The sequence below is a fragment of the Dactylosporangium sp. CA-052675 genome (genome assembly GCF_050947935.1).
Lineage (GTDB): Bacteria > Actinomycetota > Actinomycetes > Mycobacteriales > Micromonosporaceae > Dactylosporangium.
This window is the reverse complement of the sequence record NZ_CP192010.1, coordinates 3805643-3830411: the sequence shown is the minus strand read 5'-3', so window position 1 is coordinate 3830411 and position 24769 is coordinate 3805643. Positions and strand designations below refer to the sequence as shown.

18 protein-coding genes and 6 tRNA genes are annotated in these 24769 nt (G+C 74.1%); 8 read left to right on the top strand and 16 right to left on the bottom strand.

The window, feature by feature from the left end; genetic code table 11:
* Nucleotides 1–32 precede the first annotated feature (32 nt).
* Nucleotides 33–662, top strand: coding sequence for a DUF998 domain-containing protein (locus ACQP1P_RS17460; protein ID WP_433087720.1), 630 nt, complete (start codon nucleotides 33–35; stop codon nucleotides 660–662).
* Here ACQP1P_RS17460 and ACQP1P_RS17455 read toward each other — a convergent pair.
* Nucleotides 616–3441, bottom strand: coding sequence for a glycoside hydrolase family 2 TIM barrel-domain containing protein (locus ACQP1P_RS17455; RefSeq protein WP_433087719.1), 2826 nt, complete (start codon nucleotides 3439–3441; stop codon nucleotides 616–618). The two genes, ACQP1P_RS17460 and ACQP1P_RS17455, sit on opposite strands and share 47 nt — an antisense overlap.
* 159 nt (nucleotides 3442–3600) lie before the next feature.
* Between ACQP1P_RS17455 and ACQP1P_RS17450 the strand changes: the two genes are divergently transcribed.
* A complete protein-coding gene (locus ACQP1P_RS17450; protein WP_433087718.1) occupies nucleotides 3601–7428 on the top strand; it encodes a CHAT domain-containing protein in 3828 nt (1275 codons plus the stop codon).
* 6 nt (nucleotides 7429–7434) lie between these two features.
* On the opposite strand, the gene ACQP1P_RS17445 is transcribed toward ACQP1P_RS17450, so the two are convergent.
* From ACQP1P_RS17445 to ACQP1P_RS17430, 4 genes are all read right to left on the bottom strand, one after another.
* Nucleotides 7435–8583, bottom strand: coding sequence for an NAD(P)/FAD-dependent oxidoreductase (locus ACQP1P_RS17445; protein WP_433087717.1), 1149 nt, complete (start codon nucleotides 8581–8583; stop codon nucleotides 7435–7437).
* 125 nt (nucleotides 8584–8708) lie between these two features.
* Nucleotides 8709–9485, bottom strand: a complete 777-nt coding sequence (locus tag ACQP1P_RS17440; protein ID WP_433087716.1) for an NAD-dependent epimerase/dehydratase family protein — start codon at nucleotides 9483–9485, stop codon at nucleotides 8709–8711.
* Between the two features lie 202 nt (nucleotides 9486–9687).
* Nucleotides 9688–10881, bottom strand: a complete 1194-nt coding sequence (locus ACQP1P_RS17435; protein WP_433087715.1) for a cytochrome P450 — start codon at nucleotides 10879–10881, stop codon at nucleotides 9688–9690.
* 143 nt (nucleotides 10882–11024) lie between these two features.
* Nucleotides 11025–12608, bottom strand: coding sequence for an FAD-dependent oxidoreductase (locus tag ACQP1P_RS17430; protein ID WP_433087714.1), 1584 nt, complete (start codon nucleotides 12606–12608; stop codon nucleotides 11025–11027).
* A gap of 203 nt (nucleotides 12609–12811) precedes the next feature.
* On the opposite strand from ACQP1P_RS17430, the gene ACQP1P_RS17425 reads away from it, so the two are divergent.
* Both ACQP1P_RS17425 and ACQP1P_RS17420 read left to right on the top strand, forming a co-directional pair.
* On the top strand, nucleotides 12812–13207 hold the full coding sequence (locus ACQP1P_RS17425; protein WP_433087713.1) for a pilus assembly protein CpaE: 396 nt from the start codon (nucleotides 12812–12814) through the stop codon (nucleotides 13205–13207).
* Between the two features lie 221 nt (nucleotides 13208–13428).
* Nucleotides 13429–13818 (top strand): PPOX class F420-dependent oxidoreductase, encoded by a 390-nt coding sequence (locus ACQP1P_RS17420; RefSeq protein ID WP_433087712.1) that lies wholly within the window; start codon nucleotides 13429–13431, stop codon nucleotides 13816–13818.
* Between the two features lie 127 nt (nucleotides 13819–13945).
* On the opposite strand, the gene ACQP1P_RS17415 is transcribed toward ACQP1P_RS17420, so the two are convergent.
* From ACQP1P_RS17415 to ACQP1P_RS17385, 7 genes are all read right to left on the bottom strand, one after another.
* Nucleotides 13946–14299, bottom strand: a complete 354-nt coding sequence (locus ACQP1P_RS17415) for a hypothetical protein (protein ID WP_433087711.1) — start codon at nucleotides 14297–14299, stop codon at nucleotides 13946–13948.
* A 44-nt stretch (nucleotides 14300–14343) separates the two neighbouring features.
* A tRNA-Leu gene (locus ACQP1P_RS17410) sits at nucleotides 14344–14416 on the bottom strand.
* A gap of 79 nt (nucleotides 14417–14495) precedes the next feature.
* A tRNA-Gln gene (locus tag ACQP1P_RS17405) sits at nucleotides 14496–14567 on the bottom strand.
* Nucleotides 14568–14602: 35 nt separating this feature from the next.
* Nucleotides 14603–14674, bottom strand: a tRNA-Gly gene (locus tag ACQP1P_RS17400).
* Between the two features lie 23 nt (nucleotides 14675–14697).
* Nucleotides 14698–14769 (bottom strand) — tRNA-Gly (locus ACQP1P_RS17395).
* A gap of 1 nt (nucleotide 14770) precedes the next feature.
* Nucleotides 14771–14845: transfer RNA gene (locus tag ACQP1P_RS17390), tRNA-Glu, on the bottom strand.
* Nucleotides 14846–14932: 87 nt separating this feature from the next.
* Nucleotides 14933–15005: transfer RNA gene (locus ACQP1P_RS17385), tRNA-Trp, on the bottom strand.
* A gap of 264 nt (nucleotides 15006–15269) precedes the next feature.
* On the opposite strand from ACQP1P_RS17385, the gene ACQP1P_RS17380 reads away from it, so the two are divergent.
* The 3 genes from ACQP1P_RS17380 to ACQP1P_RS17370 all read left to right on the top strand — a co-directional run bounded on the left by ACQP1P_RS17380 (nucleotide 15270) and on the right by ACQP1P_RS17370 (nucleotide 18560).
* Nucleotides 15270–16385, top strand: a complete 1116-nt coding sequence (locus ACQP1P_RS17380; protein ID WP_433087710.1) for a sensor histidine kinase — start codon at nucleotides 15270–15272, stop codon at nucleotides 16383–16385.
* Nucleotides 16382–17047 carry a response regulator gene (locus ACQP1P_RS17375; RefSeq protein WP_433087709.1) on the top strand — a complete coding sequence of 222 codons (666 nt, stop codon included), beginning with the start codon at nucleotides 16382–16384 and terminating at the stop codon, nucleotides 17045–17047. The genes ACQP1P_RS17380 and ACQP1P_RS17375 overlap by 4 nt, the downstream gene beginning before the upstream one ends.
* 67 nt (nucleotides 17048–17114) lie before the next feature.
* Entirely contained in the window at nucleotides 17115–18560 is a 1446-nt protein-coding gene (locus tag ACQP1P_RS17370; RefSeq protein WP_433087708.1) for a hypothetical protein, read from the top strand.
* A 46-nt stretch (nucleotides 18561–18606) separates the two neighbouring features.
* On the opposite strand, the gene ACQP1P_RS17365 is transcribed toward ACQP1P_RS17370, so the two are convergent.
* From ACQP1P_RS17365 to cbiM, 4 genes are all read right to left on the bottom strand, one after another.
* Complete coding sequence (locus tag ACQP1P_RS17365; protein WP_433087707.1) at nucleotides 18607–19365, bottom strand: GrpB family protein; 759 nt, start codon at nucleotides 19363–19365, stop codon at nucleotides 18607–18609.
* A gap of 221 nt (nucleotides 19366–19586) precedes the next feature.
* Nucleotides 19587–20348 carry an energy-coupling factor ABC transporter ATP-binding protein gene (locus ACQP1P_RS17360; protein WP_433087706.1) on the bottom strand — a complete coding sequence of 254 codons (762 nt, stop codon included), beginning with the start codon at nucleotides 20346–20348 and terminating at the stop codon, nucleotides 19587–19589.
* Nucleotides 20345–21274: a cobalt ECF transporter T component CbiQ gene (gene cbiQ / locus ACQP1P_RS17355; protein WP_433087705.1), complete on the bottom strand. Its 930-nt coding sequence runs from the start codon at nucleotides 21272–21274 to the stop codon at nucleotides 20345–20347. Before cbiQ ends, ACQP1P_RS17360 begins: the two co-directional genes overlap by 4 nt.
* Nucleotides 21271–22338 carry a cobalt transporter CbiM gene (gene cbiM, locus ACQP1P_RS17350; protein WP_433087704.1) on the bottom strand — a complete coding sequence of 356 codons (1068 nt, stop codon included), beginning with the start codon at nucleotides 22336–22338 and terminating at the stop codon, nucleotides 21271–21273. Before cbiM ends, cbiQ begins: the two co-directional genes overlap by 4 nt.
* Before the next feature lie 267 nt (nucleotides 22339–22605).
* Here cbiM and ACQP1P_RS17345 point away from each other — a divergent pair, with 267 nt between their 5' ends.
* Entirely contained in the window at nucleotides 22606–24495 is a 1890-nt protein-coding gene (locus tag ACQP1P_RS17345) for an ABC transporter ATP-binding protein (protein WP_433090032.1), read from the top strand.
* The last annotated feature ends 274 nt before the right edge of the window (nucleotides 24496–24769 follow it).

Sequence of the window (24769 nt, the reverse complement as noted above, 5' to 3'; positions counted from 1 at the left end):
ACGACCGTCTCCTCGTCAACTACGGTTGACACATGACGGGGATCCAAACGCTCGTGGCGGCGGCGACACCCGCTCGGCCGCCCCACCGACCCAACCGCCTGCTGCGCGCCGGTCTCATCGCCGGCCCCGTGTTCGTCGCCACCGTGCTGGCACAACAGACCTTCCGCGACGGCGACGACCCCATGCGCCACCCGGTCACCGCCCTGGCCCTCGGCCCGGGCGGCTGGGTGCGGGTGACCGGCTTCGCGATCGCCGGCCTCCTCGGCCTGGCCTTCGCCCTCGGGCTGCGCCGAGCCCTGCGCCCCGGCCCCGGCGCGTTCGCCGGCCCGCTGCTCGTGGCCGTCTGGTCCGTCGGCCTCATCGGCGCCGGCCTCTTCCCGGCGGATGCCGTGGACGGCCACCCGGCCGGCGCCCTCGCGTTCTGGCTGCCGGCCCGCATCGCCCTCGCCGCCGCCATGTTCGTGCTCGCCCACGCCGACGCCCGCCGCCACCGCCCCGCCTGGGCGAGCTGCTCCCTCGTCAGCGGCATCGTGTTCGCCGCCCTGGTCGTCCTCACCTCGACGGGCTCCGCCCCGCACCCCTGGCTCGCCGGCGCCGGCTGGCTGTGGGCGGCCCTCATCGCCGCCCGCGAGATGCGGGCAGCGCCCGCAGGACCACGCTGAAGGTCGCCGGCTCCGCCCGCAGCACGTACGGCGGCAGCACCCCCGGCCCGCAGGCCGCACTGCCCAGCCCGTGGTGCGCGTGGTCGAGATGCAGATGGATGCGGTCCGTAGCCGCCAGGTCCGCCTGGTGCCGGGCCGCGTCCAGGTCCCCCGTCGACCAGCGCCGCGCGGTGAAGTCGATGCGCGGCACCCCCTCGACGCGCAGGCCCGTGCCGTCCGGCCCGGTGAGCGTGAGCCACCGGGCGTCGGCCCGGTTGCCGTTCTCCTGCGGATACACGTACGGCGTGGCGAGATCGTCCACTGTGGAGCGGGAGCGCCCGATCAGCGCCGCGGTCCGCGAATCCGGGTACGCCTCCCCCGGCCCCGCCCCGAACCAGCTGACGTCGCCGAGGCCCGGCGGCAGCTCCACCCGCACCCCGAGGCGCGGGAGCGGCACGTCCCACCCGCCGGTCGGCTCGACGCGGACGGTCAGCTCGACGCCGCCGTCGACGGGCCGCCACGTGTACCACGTCAGCAACGCCCGATCCGAGGACGCCGCCGCCACACGAGTCGCGACCACCACGGCGTCGGGCGCGAGGTCGATCCCGAGCAGCCGGTGCGTCATCCGGTGCAGACCCGCGGCGCGCCAGCGGTCGGCGACCGGGTCGGGCCCGAGGCGGTCGTTGTCGATCGGCGCGCGCCACACGTCCAGGACCGGCCCGTGCACCAGCGCGAGGTCCCCGAGCCGCGTCAGCCGACCGTGCACCGGCTCGAACTCGGCCGCCCCGAACCGGATCGCGCCGCCCTCCCGCCGAGGCGCCGGCCCCGAGACGGCGACCGGGGCCGGACCGGCGCGCAGCTGGACCTGCCCGCTGCCGATCTCGAGCCCGTCCGCGGCGACGGCGTGCACCGTCAGCCAGGCCTCGCCGGTCCCGGGCGGCACCGGGGCGGGCGGCAGCGCCACCACCTCGGTCTCCCCCGCCGCGACCGCCGGCAGCCGCACCGCCCCCTCGGCCGAGGGCACCCCGTCGACCGTCACCGACCAGCGAAGATTCGCGCCGTCGAGGGAGCGGAAGGCGTACCGGTTGCGCACCGTCACCTCACCGGGCCGGACGGCGAGCCGGACCGGCGCGTACACGGCGCCCAGCTCGACAAGCCCCGGCGACGGTGTGCGGTCCGGCAGGACGAGCCCGTCGATCACGAAGTTGCCGTCGTGCAGGGGCTCGCCGAAGTCGCCCCCGTAGGCGAAGTCGCCGCCGGGGCGGCGGATGCCGTGGTCGAGCCACTCCCACACGAAGCCGCCCTGGCAGCGCGGATGGCGGTCGAAGAGCTCGTCGTACTCGGCGAGGCCGCCCGGCCCGTTGCCCATCGCGTGCGCGTACTCGCACAGGATGAACGGCAGGTGCGGCACGTGGTCCTCGCCGCGGCCGATCGCGTCGACCTCGGCGTGCGTGGCGTACATGCGGCTGTAGACGTCGACGTGCGCGCAGCCGCGGTCGCCCTCGTAGTGCAGGGGCCGGTCCGGGTCGCGCTCGCGGGCCCAGTCCGCCATCAGGCCGAGGTTCGCGCCGACGCCGGCCTCGTTGCCCAGCGACCACATGATGACCGAAGGGTGGTTCTTGTCCCGCTCGACCATCCGCCGCATCCGGTCGACGCAGGCCTCGGCGAACCGCGGGTCGTCGCTGGGATTGCCGCGCCAGCCGACCGTTTCGAAGCCGTGCGTCTCGTAGTCGCATTCGTCGAGCACCCAGAAACCGAGCTCGTCGCACAGGTCGAGCACGGCCGGGTGCGGCGGGTAGTGGCTGGTGCGGATCGCGTTGACGTGGTGGCGCTTCATGAGCTCCAGCTCGGCGCGGACCACCTCGATCGGCACGACCCGGCCGAGGTCGGGGTGGAACTCGTGCCGGTTCACGCCGCGCAGCACGATCCGCCGGCCGTTGACGGTGAGGATGCCGCCGGCGATCGCCACGGTGCGGAACCCGACGCGCAGGGTCGCCGTCTCGGTGGCCGTCGCGACGACGAGCTCGTAGAGGCGCGGCGTCTCGGCGGTCCACGGCTCGACCGGGCCCGCGTCGTGCGCGACCCCGGCCGGCAGGCCCGTCAGGCCGAGGGCGGGGATGCTCACCGTCGCGCCGGGCGGGCCGTCGACGCGCAGCCGGCCGTGCCCGCCGGGCTCGAAGGTCGCGTGGACGAACACGTCGTCGACACCGCCGGCGGGGCGGGCGAGCAGCGTGACGTCGCGGAAGATCCCCGGCAGCCACCACATGTCCTGGTCTTCGAGGTAGCTGCCGGCCGACCACTGGTGCACGCGCACGGCCAGCACGTTGCTGCCGCCGGGCCGCAGCGCCGCGGTCACGTCGAACTCGGCGGGCAGCCGACTGCCCTGGGTGACGCCCAGCTCGACGCCGTTGAGCCACACCCGCCCGCAGGAGTCGACGCCGTCGAAGCGCAGCCGGGCGCCGAGCCCCGCGAACGCGGCCGGCACCTCGAAGACGAGGCGGTGGTCGCCGGTCGGGTTGTCGGTGGGCACGTGCGGCGGGTCGAGCGGGAACGGGTAGACGACGTTCGTGTACGCCGGGCGGCCGTGGCCGTGCATCGGCCAGCTCGACGGCACCGGGAGCCGCGACCAGCCGGAGTCGTCGAAGCCGGGCGCCCAGAACCCGTCGGCCGCCTCGGCCGCGCTGGGCGCGAGCCGGAACCGCCAGGTCCCGTTGAGGCTCAGGCGCGGCGCGTCGGTGTCGAACGCGGCGCGCGGCGCGCAGGTGCCGACGGGGCGGCCGAAGCCGGTCAGGTACTCCACCCGGCCACCGTACGCCCAGCCGGCCGCGCTCCCGCCGGGCGGCGAGCACGGCCAGGATGCCGCGCCCGCAGCCGGTCGGACCCGCCCGGCGGCTTCGTCGGTCGCGGCCGGGCCGGTGTGCGCGCCGGGGTCGGTCCGGCGGCTGCCATGATGTCGCGCATGGCTGACTCGGCTGTGGTCGCGATCGTCTACGCGCCCGGGGACGCGGCGCACCTCGACGCCGTGCGGGACCTCTGGATTCTGCTCCGGGCGGCCGGCTTCGACGCGCGGCTCGAGGCCCGCGACGGGGCCGGCGCCGACGCCGTGGTGCTCGAGGTGGGCGGCGAGCGGCGCGCGATCGTGACGGTCGGCGACGAGGAGCTCGCGTGGCTGCGCGCGCGCCGCGCGGCCACGACGGTCCGGCACGAGCTGCGGCTGCGGGTGGCCGTCGAGGGCAGCCGGGTGCGGTGCGCCGTCACGCTCGCCGGGGAGCTCGTGTGCGAGCGCGACGAGCCGCTGCCGTTCGGCCGCGACGAGGTGTGGGACCTGCTGGACCGGCCCGACGCCGAGGCGCGGCTGGCGCGGCTCGGGCAGCGGCTGAGCCGGGCGCTGTTCGACGCGGACGCGCTGGACTACGTGACCGTCCTGCTCACCGCCGGTGTCGGCGGCACCGTGCTCGACGTCGTCGTCGAGGCGGACGGGCCCGCGCACGAGCTGCCGTTCGAACTGCTGCGGCTCAGCGACCAGCGGGTGCTCGTCGCCGTCGACGGGGTGCGGTTGACGCGGATGGTCAGCGGCGTGCGGGTACCGAGGCATCCGGCGTCACCCGGGCCGCTGAAGATCCTCGTGGCGGTCGGGGCGCCCGAGCGGACCGCCAACCCGCCGCTGGACGTCGAGGCCGAGATGCAGGCGATCGTGTCCGTCGTCGGCGGCGTCGGGCGCGCGGAGATCACGATCCTGGAGGTGGCCGGGGTCGCGGAGATCGCCGAGGCGCTGCGCCGCGACGCGTACCACGTGCTGCACCTGTCCGCGCACGGCTCCCCGTACGGCGTGGAGCTCGAGGACCGCGACGGCAACGCGGTCGACGTGCGCGCCGAGGATCTCGTGCGCGCGCTGCGCCGGGGCGGCCGTCCGCTGCCGCTCATCGTGCTGTCCAGCTGCGGCGGGGCCGCCGACGCCGACGCCGGGCTGGCCGTGACCCTGCTGCGCCACGGCGCCGACCGGGTGCTGGCGATGCAGACGTCGATCACCGACTGGTACGCCACACGCCTGCTCACCGGCGTGTACCGGGCGCTCGCCGAGGACAACGCCACCGTCGCCGCGGCCGTGGCGCGGGCCCGCGCCGAGCTGTTCGACGCCACGGCCGGGGCGCAGCCGCCGAAGCGCCCCGAGTACGCGGTGCCGGCGCTGTTCGCCGCGTCCGACGGACCCCTGTGGGACGGCGCGGCCCCGGCGGTACACCTGCAGAATCCGACGGATCTGCCGACCGGCGCGGGCGTGCGCGAGCTGCTGCTCGGGGACCTGGTGGGGCGGCGGGGGCTGCTGCGCGTGGTGACCCAGACGCTGCGTGACGAGATCGTCGCCGGGCCGCTGGTCAACGGGGTCGTGCTGACCGGGCCGGCCGGGATCGGCAAGACGGCGCTGGCGGGGCGGGTGGTGGGCCGGCTGCGCGACGACGCCGACCCGTGGGCGATCGTCGTGCACGCCGGCGCGTGGAACCCGCCGCGGCTCTTCGAGGACCTCGCCGCGGCCGGTGTCGACGCGCGTGACCCCGGGGAGCTGGCCGAGGCGCTGCACGCCCGGCGGATCCTGCTCGTCTTCGACGATTTCGAGCAGAATCTGACCCTCGGCGGTGACGCGTTCGCCGACCCGGGCTTCGGCGAGGTGTTCGCGACGCTCGCCGCGGCCGCCGAGCGCGGCAAGATCCTGGTGACGAGCCGCTATCCGGTACCGGGCGCGCCCGCACTGTCCCGTGTGGACGTCGGCCCGCTCGGCGACGCCGAGCTGGTCCGGCTCATGCTGCGCCTGCCCGGCCTGCGCGAGCTGTCCACCGAGGACATGGTGCTCATCATGGAGACGGTCGGCGGGCACCCGCGGCTCGTCGAGTTCGTCGACGCGCTGCTGCACGGCGGCGCCCGGCTGCCCGAGGTCACCGAGCGCCTGCGCACACTGAGCGGCGGCGAGCGGTTCGAACGCGCGGGCGCGTCCGAGGCGGCCCGCCGGGCGGTCGCGCTCGGCGCGCAGGACGTGCTGCTGACCGAGCTGCTCGACCTCGCCGGCGCCGCCGCCCGCGAGACGCTGCTGCAGGTGGCGGTGTCCCGGATCGCGATGAGCACCGAGGACCTCGCCTTCGCCGCGCTCGGCCGCGAACCGTCCACCGAGGACACCGCGGCGGTCGCCGCGCACCTCGACCGGCTCCGCGACCTGACCCTCGTGCGCGTGTCCGAGGACGGCGCGGTCGTCGAGCCGTGGCTGCGCGAGGCGCTCACGAAGGCCCAGGGCGACCGGCTGGCCGAACGGCACGCACGGGCGGCGGCCGCGTGCCGGCGGCTGGTCGACGCGGGCCGCGCGGACTTCGCGACCGCGCTCGAGGGGGCGTACCACCTCAGCGGCGACGAGCTCGCCGACTTCGCCGGCGCGGTGCTGGCGAAGCTCTCCGGCGAGGTGTCGGTCGCGGCGTTCCTCGGCGACGTGACCGAGCGGCTGCCGGCCCGGCATCCGGCGTACCTGTCGCTGCTCACCCGCGAGCGCGACGCCCTCGAGGCCATCGGCAGCACCGCCGCGGCGGCCGAGAAGGGCGAGGAGGCGGTCGCGATCACCGGCCGCGCCGCCAAGGCCGGACCCGGCGACGCCGGCGCGCAGGTCGCGCTCAGTGCCGCCCTCGACAGCCAGGGCCGGCTGCTGCACCGCCTCGGCCGCCTCGCCGACGCCCGGCGCGCCTACGAGCGCGCGCTGGAGATCGACACCCGGCTCGCCGCGGCCGACCCCGACGACCTGCAGCTGCGGCGCAACGTCGGCCTGAGCCGGCTCAAGCTCGTGCGCGTCGCGCTGGACGACTCCGACCCGGACCGGGCCCGCACGGCGGCCGCCGAGTCGCTGCGCATCCGCCGCGAGCTGGCCGCGACCGACCCGCAGCAGGGGTCGTTGCAGTGGGATCTGGCGGTCTGCCTCGGTACCGTCGCCGAAACGACCGGACCCGAACAGGCCCGGCCGTTGCTGGAGGAGGCGCTCGGCATCTGGCGGCAGCTCGCCTCCGGCGACCCGGACAACGGTGCGCTGCAGTCGAACCTGTTCGACTGCCTGTACGCGCTCGCGGACCTCGACGCCGAGCGCTTCCGCGACCTCACGCTGGAGGCGGCGGCGATCGCGGACCGGCTCACCGACGCGGACTCGGGCAACACCGGCTTCCAGCGCAGGCTGCTGCGGTCGTACTGGCGCCTCGGCGACATGGACCTGCGCGCCGGCGACCTGGCCTGCGCCGCCGGGCACTTCGCGGCCGCGACGACCCTCGCGCAGCGGCTCGCCGACGACGACACCGGCAGCGTCGACGCGCAGCGGGACCTGGCCACCGCGTTGCGGCGGCAGGCCGACTACGCGCTCGCGAACGCCCGGCCGGAGGAGGTCCGCGGGCATCTCGAACGCTCGGCCGAGGTCACCGAGGCGCTCGTGCACCGCTTCCCGCGCACCGGAGCCCTGCACCGCGACCTCGCCGAGTCCCGCGAGCGCCTCGGCGACTGGCTGCGCGACACCGGCGAGCCCGTGCTGGCGCGCGCCCTCTACCGCCTCGCCCTCGCCAGCCGGCGCCGCCGCGCGGTCCTCGACCCCGAGGACACCGCGTCGCGCCTGGCCCAGGCCGAGGTCCACGCGCGCATCGCCGCGCTCGACGAGGCGGCCGGCCATCGGGGTCGTGCGCGCCGGCAGTGGCAGGAGGCGGTCGAGCTCGCCCGGGTCCTCGACGCCGGGGCCCGCAGGTCGTACTTCGAGCAGCGCCTGGCCGCCACGTCCTGACGGCGTTCACCCCCGCGCGGGCCGCGCCAGCCGCGGCCCCTCCCCGTGCGGCAGCGGCCCGACGTCCGGGAACGACCCGTCCCCGAACAGCACCCGGGCCGCCGCCGCCCGCCCGGCCCGGCCCCGCATCCCGGCGACCGCCGCCTCCACCAGCGCCGCCGAACGCAGCCCGCCGAACGCCCGCCGCAGCAGCAGCCGCCCCCGGAACCGGGATCGCAGCACGCCGCCGTCGTACCGTCGCAGCGCCCCCTCGTCCCCGCTGCGCACATACGCGCCGGCGACCGCCGCGGCCAGCTCCGACAGCCGCAGGCAGGGGTCGAGCCCGCCCGCCGTCAGCGGCGACACGGCCCCGGCGGCGTCGCCGACGAGCAGCCCGCCCGGGCACGCCAGCCGCCGCAGCACCCCGCCGACGGGAATCGGCCCGCCCCGCCGCCGCACCGGCCCCGCCGGCTCCGCCCGCCCGGGCGCGTCGCCCGCGAACTCGTCGAGCAGGTGCCGGACCCCCCGGTCCATCAGCCGCGCGTACCCGGCCACGCCGACGTGCGCGTGCCGCCCGTCGTCGATGACCCAGCCGAGGTACCCGGGCGCGACCCGCGGATCGAGCACGCAGTGGAACGTCGGCGTCTGGCCCAGCCCGGCGACCGGGTGGACGATCTCGGCCCCGACCAGCATCCGCCGGTTGACGTCGAGCCCGAGGTCCCGGGCGACCCGGGAGCGGGCCCCGTCCGCGCCGACGAGGAACCGCGCCCGCACCGGCTCCCGCCCGTGCAGCCGGACCAGGCCGTGCACGGACCCGTCGTACCGCGTCCCGAGCCAGACCGCGGCGCCCGCCGACTCCGCCTCCCGCCGCGCGTACTCGTACACGCCGGGCATGTCGGCCACCCGGTACTCGTCGCGGTCGCTGGTGAGCCGGACCGGCCGGCGCCGGGACGGCGGATAGAGCACCACGTCCCGCACCCCGGGCCCGAGCAGGCGCTCGGGCAGCGGGAAGTCCTCGAGCGTGCGCCGCACGAAGATCCCGGTCGTGCGGACCCCGGCCGCGAGGGACCGGCGCTTGTCGACGACCACGACGTCAAGCCCCTGCCGGGCGAGCAGCCGCGCGACGTGCAGCCCCGCGAGCCCCGCCCCTACCACCAGCACATCGATGCTCCGCACGTCCCCGACGCTAGGCCGCGGGGTGCCCGGATCCGCGTCCGTGCACCGAACCTCCCCGACACCTGCACACCCAGCGCCTCACCCGCACGGCCCTCACCCGCACGGCGCCCCACCCGCACGGCGCTTCAACTGCGGTGCGCGATGCCCCAGCGGGGTCGGTCCCTCGACGGCGGGGTCAGGTCGTCGGGGAGGTCGCCGAACGCGGCGGAGTCGTCCACCGGGGTGTAGCCGGGCAGGGTGCAGCCGTACACGCGCGGGGTGTTCGCGGAGACGCCGTGGTACACCCCGAAGCCCACGTCCGCCGCGAGCGCCGCCGCGACCAGGCGGTTCAGGTCGCCCGGGCTCAGCCAGCCGCCGCGCCAGCTCGCCGCGAGCGGGCGCTCGGCCACGCCGCCCAGCCGCAGGCACACCGTCGACAGTCCCCACACGTCGGCGTAGCAGCGGGCCAGCTGCTCGCCGAGGACCTTGCCGGCGCCATAGGGGCAGCAGGCGTACGGCGGCAGATCCTCCGCCACGAAGCTCCTCCCGGCGTCGACGTGCCCGGCCACGGCGTGCAGCGAGGACGCCAGCACGACCCGCCGCACCCCGTGGGCCACGGCGGCGTCGAGCACGTTCGCGACGACGTCGGCGTTCGGCACGCGCAGTCCCGCCCACGGCGTGTTCGGGTCGGCGTTGCCGGCGAGATGCACCACCGCGTCGGCCCCGGCGATGACGTCACGGGCGAACCCGGCGTCGGCGAGATCCCCGGCCACGAACGCATTCCCTGCCGCGCTCGCGTTCCGTGCCTCAAGGTCGTCCTTTGTCGCGCTCCGGTTCCGGGCCGCGAGGTCGGTCCGCCGCACGTCTGCGTCGAGCCGCAGCCACCCCGCGACTCCCCCGGCCGCCCCGGTGATCACGATCATGCCCCGACCCTACGGGACCCCGGGCCGCCCGGCGTCGGGGCATCTGCGGCACCATCAACGCCGTTGCGTCAGGTCTGCGGCGGTCGCGGCCGAACGTCTCATCGCCGACCAGAGCGCGCCAGCGGGTCGGTGCCGCGCCGCTGCGGCGCTGTCCACAGGGCTCCGAGGATCAGCAACCACCACCAGGTCGCTGACACGTCCCTCACTGCGGTCCGTGCGATGTCCCGCGGTCCATCTGCGGGCGGCTGATGACGCAAGGAAGTCCAGCAGCGACCGTGGTGTGAGGGTGGACGCGGTCGAACCCGATGGGTAGGTGTCGTGGGCCGCGGAGCACGGGGTTGGGCCGGTACGGTGGCGGGTCGGCGAGCAGCCGGGGGTTTTCCAGTCGCCGGGCCAGTTCGCGCAGGGCGATCTGGGTTTCCAGCCGGGCCAGCGGTGCGCCGAAGCAGTGGTGGACCCCGCCGCCGAAGCCCAGGTGCTGGCTGTCTTCGCGGTGGAAGTCCGTGCTTTGCAGGTCGTGCCGCTCGGGCGTGAATCGGTCGGGGTCGCGGACGTGGTCGGGGTCCCGGCTGCCGGCGGCGAGGACGAGCTGGATCGTGGCGCCGGCCGGGATGGTCGTGGACGCGATGTCGATGTCGTCGAGCGTCTTGCGGACCAGCATATGGACCGGCGGTTCGTAGCGGAGCAGTTCCTCGACGACGGGGATCACGTAGTGGGGTTCGCGGCGGATCCGCTCGAGCGTGCTGGGGTGCCGAAGCAGGGTCAGCATGCCGTTGGTGATGAGGTTGACGGTGGTCTCGTGTCCGGCGACAAGCAGCAGCGAGGCGTTGGTGAGCAGCTCGGCCTCGGACATTGCCGCCCGGGTGCGATCGTCTACCGCCATGGCCGAGAGCAGATCGTCGCCCGGCGTCTGCCGGTGCGTGTCGATCAGCGTTGCGAAGTAGCGACCCATCTCGGCGAAGGCTTCATCTGCACGGTGACGCGCCTGTTCGGCTCCTTGGGGTTGCGGGCCGATGCCCTCGACGATGGCGTCGGCCCAACCGTGGAAATGAGGTTCGTCGCGCACCGGCACACCGAGCAGCCGGCAGATCGCCGTCACCGGCAGCGGGTAGGCGAAGTCGTCGACCAGATCGACCTCGGTCCGGCCGGTGCAGCGGTCGATCAGTGCGGTGACGATGTCCAGCAGCTGCGGGGCCATGCGATCGATCCGCCCCGGTGTCTCGGGCGGGCCGTAGTGGCGGTTGACGAGCCGCCGCACGCGGTCGTGCTCCGGCGGATCCTCGCAGATGAAGCCGCCGAGCGTGACCACGTCGCGGGAGCTGGTCCGGGGGTCGTGCAGCAGGGCGACGATGTCGCGGTACCGGCTGACGACGTAGGTGCCGTCGGCCTCGCGCACGACCGGGTTCGTGCGCAACTGCCGGTAGAGCGGGTAGGGATCGGCCCGGTTGCCGAAGTCGAGGATCTGCTCGAAAACACTAGCCGTTGCCATGGCGCGTCCTTCCGCGACTGATCGACGGCGGCAGGGGGGCGGCGGCGGAGTCAGCCGCTGTGCACGAGCACGGCTCGGCGTTCGCTCGGCTGATGGCCGGTGAGCACCACCGTGGCATGGGGGGACGGCTCGGGCCGCACCTCGGCCGGTACCGGCTGCTGGATCTCCGGCTGGTCGACGGTGCGCCATCGCGGCGGGAACGGTGCCGCCTGCTCGATCAGCCGGCCGTAGAACTGCAGCCACATCCCATGGTCGAACGTGACCGCAGCCGTGATTCGCCCGCGGCGGCCGTAGACGGCCACGAACCGGCGCTCGGCCGCCGAACCCTGCGCGATGATCAGCTCATCGGCGAACGTGGGCACCCCGATCGATTTGATCTCGGTGCCGAACTGCGTGGACCAGAACACCGGCAGGGCCAGGTGCGGCCACCGGTCGGGCTCGGCGCTGATCATATTGTGCGCGGCGACCTCGGCCTGGTCGACGGCGTTGCCCCAGTGCTCCATCGCCATCAGCTGGTAGTCGTAGGCGGGATGCGGAAACCGCGCCACATCGCCGGCCACGAAGACGTCGTCGGTGACCAAACCGTTGACGTCGAACGCGCGACAGCCGGCGTCGCACGCCACACCCCAATGCCCGGCCGCCAACCCCGAACCCTCGAGCCACTCGACATTGCGCTGCGCACCCAGCGCCGCCACGGCGACCTGGACGTCCACCGTAGTGCCGTCCGACAGCCGCGCTCGGCGAACCCGGCCGTCGGCGTCGCCTTCCAGCGCATCCACCGCCACCCCGCAGCGCAGATCAACGCCGGCGTCGCGCTGCAACTGTCCCGCGACCCGGCCCACCACAGCGCCCAACGCGCCCGCCAACGGAGCCGGCCCCCGGTCGACCACCGTGACCGGCAGTCCAAGCTCCCGGCAGTCGGAGGCGACCTCGCTGCCGATGAACCCGGCCCCGATCACCAGCACGTGCCCCGGCGCGGCGGCCAGCCGCTGCCGCAGCCCGGCAGCGTCGTCCCGGCTCCGCACCGTGAACACGCCCTCGAGCGCCGCCTCATCGGCGTTGGGCCACGGCCGCGCCCGCACTCCGGTGGCGATCAACAACCGGTCGAAAACCACCTCTTCCCCGTTCGCGAGCAACACCCGCTTCTCGCGGCGATCGAGCCCGACCGCCGGCTGCCCCAGCCGCCAGTGCGCATCCAGCGTCTCGCTGCGCGGCAACGCCGTGTGGTCGGACGGCACCCATCCGGTCAGCACCTGTTTGGACAGTGCGATCCGGTCGTAGGGCCGGTACGGCTCATCACCGATCAACGTCAGGGAACCGGTGAAACCCTCACGGCGCAGCATGTCCGCAGCCCGCAGCCCGGCCAGCGAGGCACCGACGATGACGATCCGCTCGACTGCCGCGGCACGCTGCGCCGCCCGCGCGCGGGTCACGGTCTCACCCGCCCGATAGTCGAGCACAATGGCTCGTACGGGACAGGCCGCCGCCGCTCGCAGCACCTTCTCCTGCTGTTCCTCGCCGGGGTTCGGCTCGTACACCAGCGCTTCATCGCCGGGCATCCGGAACACCTCCGGCGCGGCGAAGGCACACTGCCCGTACCCCTGGCACCGGGTCAGATCGACCACCAGCCTCATGCTCGAACGCTAGGTTCGCACCCGGTACCGCCACCTCATCCCAGCAGAGCGAAACCGGGCGACGACCGCGACCGCACGGCATGGGTTGCCGGGCTCAGGCCCGGGTAGCCGATCGTCTCGCCGCGATGCGCGGAGACATGGCGAGCGCAATAGACATTTCGGCCGGACGCCCAACGCGACGGCGTTTGCGGCACCATGGAGTCGTGATCAGCGTCGAACTGGCCATCGAGCTGCGCGAGGCCGGCCTGCAGTGGCACCCCGCCCCGGGCGACCGCTTCGCCATCCCGGACCGCGGCCTGGACGACCAGGCCTTCGTCCTCAGCGACATGATCATTCAGCTGCACGACCTGCCCGGCGGCGAGGCGGTCATCGGCTTCAACGGCACCACCGAGTGGGCGCTGGACGACGTCGAGCGGGACGAGGCCGTCTGGCTGCCGCACGAACACCAGCTGCGCGAGCTGCTCGGCCCCGGCTTCCGGGCCCTGGAGCGCTCCGGCGACGGCTGGCGGGTGGCCGTGGCGGATCGGGCGGACTCGTTCGGCGCCTCGCCCGAGGACGCGTACGCCCTGGCGCTGCTGCGCGTACTGCGCACAGCATGAGCGGTCCTGCCGCGCCTGTCGCGCGCGCGATGAGCGGCCCTGCCGCGCGCCGCGCGCGGGCTGCACGGCACTGCTGCGCGTGCTGTGCGCGCGATGAGCGGCATCGCTGCGCGCGATGAGCGGCGCTGTGCGTGGGCGGCGCGCGGGCTGCACGGCACTGCTGTGTGGGCTGGGCGTGGGATGAGCGGCGGGGTGCGTGGGCGGCGAGTAGCCTTGGCCGCGTGGATCTTCCCGATGGGCTGCGCGACCTGCTGGAGCGCAACAGTCTCTGCTACCTGACCACGCTCATGCCCGACGGCTCGCCGCAGATCACCCAGACCTGGGCCGACACCGACGGCAAGCATGTCCTGATCAACACCGTCCGCGGGCACCAGAAGGTGCGCAACATCGAGCGTGACGGGCGCGTCGCCGTGGCGATCGGCGACCCGGACGAGTCGCGGCGATACTTCCAGGTCCGCGGGCGCGTCATCGCCGTCACCGAGGAGGGGGCGGCCGAGCACATCGAGGTGCTGTCCCATCGATACCTCGGCGCCCCGTACCCGTGGTTCGGCGGCCGCGACCAGGTCCGCCTCCTGGTGACCATCGAGCCGGAGCACATCACCGGTCAGTGACCGCCGCGAAACCCCGCCGCGGCCGGGCCGGTGCGGTCCCCCCGACCGCACACGACCCGGCCGCGCACCACCTCGCCGTGCGCGACGCCCCCCGACGAGCGCACGAACACAATCGGCCGGCGCGCGCTCAGCCCACGGCGACCGCTTCCGTTCCGGCCGCCACGACCTCGGCCGGGAACGGCGTGCCGCGCGGTGCGAGCGTGCCGCGCACGACGAACATGCCGCCGCGCGCCTCGGGCCGCCAGCCGTGCTCGAGCGCGTACTCGACGATCGCGCGCACGTCCTTCGGCGTCGCGAAGCACGAGTCGTCCGGCTCCGCGGGCTGTAGGTGCGCCTGCAGCACGCGGCCGTTCTTGCCGCCGCCCCACACGCGGACGCGGACCGTGCGGTGCGGTTCACCGCCGGCGACCGGGACGTACCAGACCGCGGCGCGCCACAGGAAGTCCCGCTGGCCGAGGTGCAGCGTGCGTAGCTTGTGCATGGGTTCCCTTTCCCGGTGACGCTCCACAGTGGATGGACTCCCGGTACCCGGGGAGGGATTCGAACCCCCAACACGTCGGGTCTGAGCCGACGGCCTCTGCCTTTGGGCTACCCGGGCGGGTGTGCCGTGCCGCGTGGCCAAGAGGGGACTCGAACCCCTTACCTCCGCGTTGCCGGAGCGGCGCTCGTCGAATCCGCTGGGGGCCCAGGATTCGAACCTGGACCGGCTGGTTCAGAGCCAGCCATGCTGCCGGTTACACCAACCCCCAACGGCGCCGGCCGGACTCCGGGCCGGCGCACGACGAGTGGACGACGGGATTCGAACCCGCGGCCTTCGCCTTGGCAAGGCGATGCGCTACCGCTGCGCCACGTCCACACGGGAGCGTCCCGCGCTCCTCGAACCATCGGCGGGAGTCGAACCCGCTACTCTTGGGTGGAAGCCAAGCATGTCACCGTGGACACCCCGATGGCCTGGTAGCGAGTAGGGGAGTCGAACCCCTGTCTCCGCGCTGAGAACGCGGCGGCCTGACCACTGGCCGAACCCGCCAAGCAAATCCGCGCCTCGTCCCGGAGCCGAGGCGCCGGGACGACACGAGATCCATCCGCTGTGGAGTTGTCAACGAACAGCGTTGCGCAGGGGCGACAGGATTCGAACCTGCAACCGCCGGTTTTGGAGACCGATGCTCAGCCGGTTGAGCTACGCCCCTCTGCGGTACGAAAAAGCCGCCCGGTCCCTGTGCGGGGCGGGCGGCTGCGAGCGGCTCTCGTTGGAGCTCTACCCTCGCCACCGTCCCGGCCACCCGGCGACCGCGAGCAGGCCGGCGCCCAGCAGCTGCTGCTGCCCGGCCTCGGTTCCCGTCCACGTCGTCATCGCTGCGGCCTCTCGGTGTGTGTGCCTCGTTCGCTTACATGCACGACGATACGCAGCGGGCCGAGGGCGGGCAACGCAATAACTGCGTAAGGTGCTCGGCATGGGGGGCGACGGGTACACGGCGCGGCTGGCACCGAAGTGGCGCCGGCTGCTCGTGGTCGGCTCGGTGGCCGTGTCGTTGCCGATGCTGTCGTTCCAGCCCGCGGCGCTCGGGGCGGCGGGGGCGCGGATCGTGGCCGTCGGGCTGATGGCGGTACAGGCGGCGGCGCTGTTCTGGCTCGATGCGCGTCCGCGCGCCTCGGCGGCGATCGTGCTCGCGGCCGGCGCCGGGTTTCAGGTGCTCTTCCCGGCGTTCGGGCCGGGGGTCGCGTTCGTCGTGCTGTGCACGTACGCGTGGATGCGCCCGGCCGCGGAGTCGCTGTGGATGCTCGGGCTCGCCGCGGTGGCCGTGTCCGGGCCGGCGCTGGTGCAGCAGCGGTGGCTGCCGGCCGGCCTGTGGCTCGTGGCGTGCCTGCTCGCGTGGAGCTGGGGCGCGCAGGCGCGGGCGCGCGGGGCCCGGCGGGTGGCGGAGCGGCGGCGGGCGGTCCTGGAGGAGCGGGCGCGGATCGCGCGGGAGCTGCACGACGTGCTCTCGCACACGGTGTCGGTGATGGTGGTGCAGGCGGCCGCGGCCGACGACGTCTTCGAGGTGAACCCGGCCAAGGCGCGGGAGGCGTTGCGGCGCACCGAGCAGGCCGGGCGCCAGGCCCTCGCCGAGCTGCGGTGGTTCCTGCGTACCGTGCGCGACGAGGACGGCGCCGAGGGCTCGCCGCAGCCGTCGCTGGACGACCTCGAGCGGCTGGCGGAGTCGGTGCGCGGGGCGGGGCTGGCGGTCGAGGTGGTGCGGGAGGGCTCGGGTCCGGTGCCCGCGGCCGTGCAGCTCGGGGCGTACCGGATCGTGCAGGAGGCGCTCACGAACGCGCTGCGCCACGCGCAGGGTTCCAAGGCGATCGTCCGGGTTCGGATCGATGGGGAGGCACTGGTGGTACAGGTGCGCGATGACGGCGATGCGGGAGCCTCCCCGTCCGCGAACCCCGGCAGCGGGCACGGGCTGGCGGGCATGCGGGAGCGGGCGAGCCTGCTCGGCGGGGCGTTCAGCGCGGGGCCGCATCCGGACGGCGGATTCCGGGTGGAGGCGCGGCTGCCGGTCGGCGAGGCGCCGGGAGGTGCGGCGTGACGATCAGGGTGCTCATCGCGGACGACCAGGCGCTCGTCCGCTCCGGATTCCGGATGATCATCGAGGCGCGCGACGACCTCGAGGTCGTCGGGGAGGCCGGCGACGGCGCGGAGGCGGTGCGGCTCGCCGCGCAGACGGCGCCGGACGTGGTGCTCATGGACGTGCGGATGCCGGGCATGGACGGGGTCACGGCGACCGGGCGGCTGACGGCGGCCGGGCCGGCGCCGCGGGTCATCATCCTCACGACGTACGACCTCGACGAGACCCTCTATGCCGCCCTGCGCGCGGGGGCGAGCGGATTCCTGCTCAAGGACGTCCGGCCGGCGGAGCTGGTGGAGGCGATCCGGGTCGTGGCGCGCGGGGAGGCGCTGCTGGCGCCGACGGCGACGCGGCGGCTGCTGGACCGGTTCGTGGCCACGGACACGACGCCGCCGGCCCCGGTCGGGGTCCTGGCCCAGCTGACCGAGCGGGAGCGGGAGGTGCTGGGGCTGCTGGCGCGCGGCTCGGCGAACGCGGAGATCGCCTCGACGCTGGTGGTGACCGAGGCGACGGTGAAGACGCACGTCTCGGCCATCCTGCGCAAGCTCGGGGTCCGCGACCGGGTGCAGGCGGTGGTGCTCGCCTACGACCTCGGACTGGTCAAGCCGCGCCCCTCATCCTGAGGACTGAGGCGGAAGACCGGTCCGTGGTCCGACGCCGACCGGCGCCCCCCGGCCTACCGTCGACCGCATGGATCCCAAGCAGCGCAAGGCGATCCGGCTCGTCGTGGGCCTGCTCGTCGCCAGCCTGTCGATGAGCGCCCTCTTCGCCCTGCTCACACTCGTCTTCCGCCACGACGTCCTGACCTACCAGCAGGCGCGGCACCCCGGCGCCGACCCGGCCGCGCTCGACCGTACCTTGTGGACACGGCCGGTCCCGGTCCTGGCGGTCGCGGTGCTGTACGTGTGGGTGACGCGGCAGCTGCTCGCCGGGGTCGCGCGGGCGTACCGGCGGGTGCGGATCGTCTCCGCGGCGGGGTTCGTCGCGGTGGCGTACCTGTTCCTGAGCGGCGAGTACCCCGCGTGGTTGCGGGGCGTGCAGGCGGTACAGCTGCTGCTGTTGGCATCGTTGATCGTGGCGGTGAACCGGCCCGTGGTGCGCTCGGCGTTCCCGGCCGTGCCGGACGAGCGGCCCCGCAACCGCAGGGCCGCGTGGCTGCTCGTGCTCGTCGCGCCGCTCGTCGCCGAGCTCACCCTGGGCACGATCCCGCTGCGCACGGCGTGGGTCCTGCTCGTGTTCTGCCCGCTGTACGGCGGCGGCGCGCTCTTCCTCCGCGAGATCGTGCGGCGCACCGGCGGCGGCTACGCGAACCTGCTGCTGATGGGCGTCGCCTACGGGGTGGTCGAGGAGGGTCTGGCGCTGCAGAGCCTGACCAGCCCGCACCTGTACCACGCGGCGGACTGGGCACCGCGGCTGTTCGGCCTGAACACGGACTACACGCTGGTGAACCTCGTCTACCACGCGGTCTTCAGCGTCACGATCCCGGTCGTGCTCGTCGAGCTGTGCTTTCCCGGCCACGGCACCCGGCCGTACCTGCGCCGCGGCGGGCTGATCGCGACCGGGCTGATCGCGCTGGCCGGGGCCGGGCTCGTGCGGCTGGCGGTGCCGCCGTCGGAGGACCCGGGCTACACGATGCCGCTGGGGGCGGTGCTCGTCTTCGCGGCCGTCGCGCTGGGGGTGGGCGGGGTGGCACTGCGCGTGCACCTGCGAGCGGCGGATGCGCTGCGACCGCCGCGCCCCCTGGCCGTGGCCCTGACCACCGGCGGCGCCGCGCTGCTCTTCTTCGGCCTCGCCTGGCCCTTCGGCGGCGCCCGGCAGCCGATGTTCACCCACGGCACGTGGGCGCTGCTGCCGATGGCGGGCGCGACGGCGATCGTGGTGCTGCTCGTGTACCGCATGCGCCGGTGGAGCGCCGCGCCCGAGTGGACGCGGGCGCACCTGATCGCGGCGTGCACCGGGGCGCTCGCCGCGCACACGGTGTTCGGCCTGCTGGGCCGGGCGCACGGCGCGCTGGACCGGGGCTTTCTGGGGACGGTCGCGGTGCTCACCGTGGCGCTCGGGTGGGCAGCGGTCCACTACCCTGTGTCGCGCGAGTTCGCGCTCAGTGAGCGCCGAAACGTGAACTTGTCTCAGTAGGTTACGGTTGATTGGAACGGAACGGCGCCGACCGGGTGGCCCGCCGTCACGCTTCCCAGACGGGTTGCAGCGGGAGGCCTCGTTCGGTTCGGGCCGCGTCGACGAGGCGCTGGATGAGGTCGGTCTTCGCGCGGGTGTAGGTGTCGCCGTCGGGGTTGGTGGCGGCGAGGGACTGCTTGAGGCGGCCGTACTCGTCGCGGGCCGCGGGGTGGCGCAGGAGGTGGTCCCGGAGGAGCCGCTCGTTGCGGGTGGGCCAGGACGCGGTGGTCACGATGTGGAGGTGGACGGCGGGGCGCTCGGCCGGATCGCGGTGCTGCCGCTTCGCGGCTCCGGCTTTGCCGGGCTCGGCGTCGTTCGGTTCGGCGGCGGCGACCTGGTTGGGGGCTGCGCCGGTTGCAGGTTGGCCGGCGGGTTCGGGGGCTATGGGTCGGTCGATGCGGTGGCCGGCTGGCGCCGGGGACGCTGTGGTCGTCGCGGACGTCAGAACGGGCGCCGGCGCCGGCTTGGCTTCGGAATCGGTTTCGACTCGCCCGGGTGCGGGGGCCGGCTCGCGGCGGTAGAAGAGGCGCTCGGGCATGCCGGTTTCGATGAGCGTGTAGCCGAGGCCGGGGTCGGGCACGGCGGCCAGGGCGTCGACGGCGGCCATGAGGTCGATCACCGGTTTGGCCGGCAGGCCGGGCACCGCGGTGCTGCCGAGGTGCTCGATGGCGGTGAAGACGCCCGGGTGCGCGGTGTGCAGTTCGGTGATCGCGGCGGCGGCGAACTGCGGCCAGGCGGGGTCGTAGGGGTGGACCTCGATGCTCATGGTGCGACAGTCTGCCCGAACGCGGTCCGAGTCGGGGGCCGCGGTGGCGCGATGACCACCAAAAGCGGCATATCGCGAAATAATGCGAAAAATCCCCCATCTGTAGAGATGAACGAACGAAAGACGATCAGGGCGGAGAGGCACACCGTCCGGGTGGGGCGGGAGGAGAATCCTGGCTGCAGATGCCGCGAGGTTCGCAGCCGAGGTCGCCGGCCGCGTGACTAGGCGCGGGACGGTGAGCGGGCGTGGATCAGGTTCGCCGTCAGCAGCAGGTCGCGGTCGTCCAGGATGGTCGGCGTCGGGGCGTCGGCCAGGACCTGATGGTGTTCGCCGAAGACGACGCAGCGGTCGGCCAGCGCCGGCAGGGAGTCCAGGTCGTGCGTCGCCAGGACGATGGTCTTGCCGGCCGCCCGGAGTTGCTCCAGCAGCTCGATCAGCCAGAACTGTGTGCGCGGGTCCAGGGCCGCGGTCGGCTCGTCGAAGAGCAGGACCTCGGGGTTCATGACGAGCACCGAGGCGATCGCGACGCGCTTCTTCTGGCCGCCCGACAGCTGGAACGGGGCGCGGTCGGCGAGGTCGGTGATGTCGAGCATGGCCAGGACGTCGTCGACGCGCTGGGCGGCGGTCGCGCGGTCCAGGCCCAGTTGCAGGCAGCCGAAGGCGATCTCCTCCCGTACCGATGGGGAGAACACCTGCGCGTCGGAGTTCTGGAACACGAAGCCGACGCGGGCGCGGAAGCCGTGGTTGAACTGCTCGTCCTCGAGTTTGTCCTCGGTGACCTCCTCGCCGAAGGCGGTGAACGTGCCGCTCTCGGCGAACAGCAGACCGTCGAGGAGCTTCAGCAGCGTCGACTTGCCGCAGCCGTTCGCGCCGAGCAGGGCCACGGTCTCGCCCGCGTTGACCTGCAGGCTCACGCCGTCGAGGGCGGGGAATCGCTCGAGGTACCGATAACGGAGCTCGCGGCAGTCGAACACCACGCTCATCGGCCGGCCACCAGCAGCGCCGCGGCGAAGAGCGCGGCGCCGGCCACGAACCAGCCGTCGAGGGGCGAGAGCCGGAAGCCGTGCAGGGTGCGGGCGTCGCCGGTGTAGCCGCGGGCGGTCATCGCCTGGTGCACCTCCTCGGAGAGCTGGTGAGCCTTGCCGAAGAGCGTACCGGCGCCGGCCGCCACGAACGCGCGGCCGGCCCTCGTCCGGCGGCGGCCGCCGTCGGCGACGAGGGTGCGGGCCTTGCGGGCGGTGTACATGTCGTCGACCGCGTCGAGCAGGAGGAACAGGTAGCGGTACGCCATCCCGATGATGAGCACGAAGATCTTCGGGACGCCGAGGGCGCGCAGGGCGGCCAGCAGCCGGGCCCACGGCGTGGTCAGGGTGAGCAGCACGACGAGGGAGATCGAGGTCGCGACCCGGGCGATGATGATCCCGGCGCCGTGCAGGCCCTGCTCCGTGACGCCGTGGGTGTGGCCGTGCCAGTGCCACAGCGGCAGCAGTACGTCACCGGGCGTGACGACGGAGAGGGTCGCGGGCAGCACCACGATGCCGGTGAAGATCGGGATGAACAGCCAGACGCGCTTGATGAAGTACCCGAGCGACAGGCCGGAGGCGACGGCGAGCGCGACGGTGGCCACGTAGGCGCCGGCGAGGATCGGCAGCGAGTGCACGAGGGCGACGGCGATGAGCAGCCCGATCATCGACAGCAGCTTGACCCGCGGGTCGAGGCGCTGCAGCAGGCCCTTGGCGGCGGCGACGTCCTCGGAGAAGATCGCCTGCCGCAGCACGCCGGACGCGCCGGCGAGGGTCTTGCCGACGAAGCTGCCCTTGCGCCGCCGGCCGATGCAGCCGCACGGGCACAGTCCGAGCTCGGGCTGCAGCAGCCAGGCGGGCGCCGAGGTCGAGGCCGGGGCGGTCATGGCCGCACCGGCGGCGTGTCGAGGTCGGCCGCCTCCCGCTCTCCCCCGCGCAGCCGCCCGATGAGCCAGGTGACGCCGAAGACCAGGGCCGCGACGACGGCCACGCCGATCAAGGCGCTGAGGATGTACTGCCACCAGCTCCCGCCCCCGTAGTCGGGCAGGAGCGTGCTGCCCCAGAAGTCGGTGTACTTGGCGAGGCCCGACGGCACGGCACTGAGCCCGTACTTGCCCAGGTCGAGGTCCTCGGGCGCGTCCTCGCCGAACGCCCCGCCGGGCGCGAGCAGGCCGAGCGGGCTGATCACGGCCATGATCCCGAGCGTGACGAGCGCGGCGCGCACCGGGGAGACGGGCTTGCGCCGCACCTCGGCCTCGGTGAGCGGTACCTCGGGGGCGTTGATGCGCAGCAGGGGCACGTTGGCGCGCTGCAGGTACGCGACCACGCCCCCGGTGAGCACGCCCTCGACGAAGCCGGCGATGAGCAGGTGGGCGACCATCATCGCGGGGATCGCCTGCGAAAGGTGGAACGGCGCGTAGAGCGGGGTGCCGTCGGCCTTGTGGAACAGGTCGGGCTGGATGCCGAACTCGACCGCCGTGGCCAGGGCGGACGCGTTGAGCCCGACGTAGGCGCCGGCGATCGCGGCCCACATCCGGCGGCGGGAGGTCAGGGCGGTGTTGCGGGTCAGCAGGCGGTACACCCCGTAGCTGACGAACGGCAGGACGACCGCCATGTTGAAGGCGTTCGCGGGGAACGCGAGGATGCCGCCGTCACCGAAGAAGAGCGCCTGGATCAGCAGGGCTATGGACACGGCGATGCACGCGGCCCACGGTCCCAGCAGGATCGCGATGAGCCCGCCGCCGACGGCGTGCGCGGTCGTGCCGTCGGGGATGGGGATGTTGAACATCATCACCACGAACGAGAACGCGGCGCCGAGCGCGACCAGCGGCACGTACCGGCTCTTGACGACCTTCTTGACGCGCGCGGCCGACTGCCACCACAGCGGCAGCATCGCCACGCCGAACACCATGCTCGTCTGCGGGCTCAGGTACCCGTCGGGAATGTGCACGAGGAGCAGTCTTCCGCTATCGCAAGTTGTTGGCAATAGCGAACGAGATGCGTGAGCCAGGCCACTGCGCGGCTCGGCCACCTCATGATCGCAGCGTGCCACCGATGCATGAACACATGAACAACGGCACCCTTCCGGTTGAGGCGCCTTGTCCGCGACCCCCGCCGTCAGGCATCGTCGGATGTCGCATCGTCGGATGTCGACGGACGGAGGCTCGCCGTGGTCGCACCCAGCGCCGAGGACTCGACCGACACCCGGGACCGGACCGTGCCGCGCCAGGCCGGACCCGCCGACTCGGTGCTGCCCGAGCTGCGGGCGATGTGGTGGGAGAGCGGGGCGCGGGCCCGGGCCGAGGCCGGCACATGGACCGTCTTCGCCGAACTGCCCCGCCTGCTCGCCGCCGCCGTCCGGCTCAGCTGGCGCGCCGACCGGGCCCGGACCCTGCTCGTCGGCGTCGCGACCGTCGGCTCCGGCGTGTTCGCGTCGTTCGGGCTGCTCGCGACCCGGCAGGTGCTGGTGGAGCTGTTCGCGGGCGGGCCGACGCCGCAGCGGGTCTCCGCGGCGCTGCCGGCGCTCGCCACGCTGGCCGCCGTGACCGGGCTGCGGGCGACGCTCGGGATCGCGTCCGGGTACGCGCAGAACGGGCTCACGCCGCGGGTCGACCGGGAGGTCGAGCGCTCACTGTTCGAGGTGACCACCGCCGTGCGGCTGGACGCGTTCGACGCGGACGCGTTCGCCGACGACATGGAGCGCGCCTCGCGCGGCACCGACTCGGCGGTCGGGCTCGTGCAGGGCGCCATGAACCTGCTCGCCGGGCTGGCGGGGCTGCTCGCCGTGGCCGCCGCCGTGATCGTCATCCATCCCCTGCTGCTGCTCGCGCTGCTCGTGGCGACCGTGCCCAACGCGTGGGCGTCGCTGCGGGCGGGGCATCAGCGGTACCAGACCTTCATCGCGGGCTCGGTGCGCCGCCGGCGGCTGTGGCTGCTGCACCGGCTCATGGCCGAGCGCGACTCGGCGACCGAGCTGCGCTCCTACGGGCTGCGGAGGTTCCTGCTCGACCAGTACGACCGGGTGATGGGCGCCGAGACCGACATCCAGCTCGCCCTGGCCCGGCGGGTCACGACGACCACGAGCGTCGGGTCGGTCATCGGCGGCATCGCCACCGTCGGTGTCTACACGCTGCTCGGGGTGCTCCTCATGCGCGGGCAGATCCCGATCGCGGCCGCGGCCACGTGCGTCATCGCCGTGCAGACCGCGCAGCGCTCGCTCACGACCGTGACGCTGCAGATCGACCGGATCTACACCGACGGCCGGCATTTCGGCGACTACACCGGGTTCATGGAGCGGGCGGAGCAGTACCTGCCGCACGACGGTGCCGAGAACCGCGGCGAACCGGACGCACTGCGCCGCCTCGACGTGCGCGGGGTGTGCCTGGCCTACCCGGACCGCGACACGCCGGCCGTCGACGACGTGTCGCTCACGGTGTACGCCGGGCAGACCGTCGCGTTCGTGGGCGAGAACGGCTCCGGCAAGACCACGCTGGCGTCGATGATCGCGGGGCTGCGCACGCCCGACGCGGGCGCGATCGAGTGGAACGGCCGCGCGCTGCCCGCGTGGGACACCGCGGCGCTGCAGGCGCGCATCGCCGTGGTGACGCAGGAGTACCACAAGTGGCCGTTCACCGCCGCGACGAACATCGCCATCGGCGACGCCGCGGCCGAGCCGTCCCAGCCGCGGATCGAGGCCGCGGCGGTACGGGCGGCCGCGCACGAGATGATCGCCGAGCTGCCGCACGGGTACGAGACGCTCCTGGACCGCACCTTCGCCAACGGCCAGGACCTCTCGGGCGGCCAGTGGCAGCGCATCACGGCGGCACGCGGCTTCTTGCGCACCGCGGACCTGCTCATCATGGACGAGCCGTCGTCGGCGCTGGACCCGCGGGCGGAGGATGCCCTGTTCCAGGCGATCCGCGACCGGCAGGGGCGGCTGACGACGCTGCTCATCACCCATCGCCTGGCCAACGTTCGGCACGCGGACCGCATCTACGTCCTGCATCACGGCCGCGTCGTCGAGCAGGGCACCCACGACGAGCTGATCGACGCCGGCGGTCGCTACAGCGAACTGTTCCGTCTCCAGGCCGCGGGCTACCTGGCCTGACCCTCACCGAGCCCGCATCCTGCCTTTGGGCACCTTCTCGCACCCCACGCCCCCCACCGAACTCCGCCCGTTGGCCGGAAACCGAAACCGCCGTCGCCGGGGTGGCGGCAAGCAGGTCGTTCGGATCCCAAATACCGCGACAGGCCCCGGCCCGCGCGGGCCGAAGTGCGCTGCGCCGGGCTGCCGGACGTACGCGCTGGTCACTGCGTTCGGCACCGGCCGTGCCGACCCCGCACGGAGGCATCGCGCGGCCCGGAACGTCCGGCGCGGGACG

Bases quoted from the DNA above. Each gene is read 5' to 3' on its own strand.
- cbiQ (WP_433087705.1), bottom strand. From the start codon at position 21,274: ATGACCGCCCCGGCCTCGACCTCGGCGCCCGCCTGGCTGCTGCAGCCC.
- ACQP1P_RS17360 (WP_433087706.1), bottom strand. From the start codon at position 20,348: ATGAGCGTGGTGTTCGACTGCCGCGAGCTCCGTTATCGGTACCTCGAG.
- ACQP1P_RS17460 (WP_433087720.1), top strand. From the start codon at position 33: ATGACGGGGATCCAAACGCTCGTGGCGGCGGCGACACCCGCTCGGCCG.
- ACQP1P_RS17380 (WP_433087710.1), top strand. From the start codon at position 15,270: ATGGGGGGCGACGGGTACACGGCGCGGCTGGCACCGAAGTGGCGCCGG.
- ACQP1P_RS17415 (WP_433087711.1), bottom strand. From the start codon at position 14,299: ATGCACAAGCTACGCACGCTGCACCTCGGCCAGCGGGACTTCCTGTGG.
- ACQP1P_RS17440 (WP_433087716.1), bottom strand. From the start codon at position 9,485: ATGATCGTGATCACCGGGGCGGCCGGGGGAGTCGCGGGGTGGCTGCGG.
- ACQP1P_RS17365 (WP_433087707.1), bottom strand. From the start codon at position 19,365: ATGAGCATCGAGGTCCACCCCTACGACCCCGCCTGGCCGCAGTTCGCC.
- ACQP1P_RS17450 (WP_433087718.1), top strand. From the start codon at position 3,601: ATGGCTGACTCGGCTGTGGTCGCGATCGTCTACGCGCCCGGGGACGCG.
- ACQP1P_RS17370 (WP_433087708.1), top strand. From the start codon at position 17,115: ATGGATCCCAAGCAGCGCAAGGCGATCCGGCTCGTCGTGGGCCTGCTC.
- ACQP1P_RS17430 (WP_433087714.1), bottom strand. From the start codon at position 12,608: ATGAGGCTGGTGGTCGATCTGACCCGGTGCCAGGGGTACGGGCAGTGT.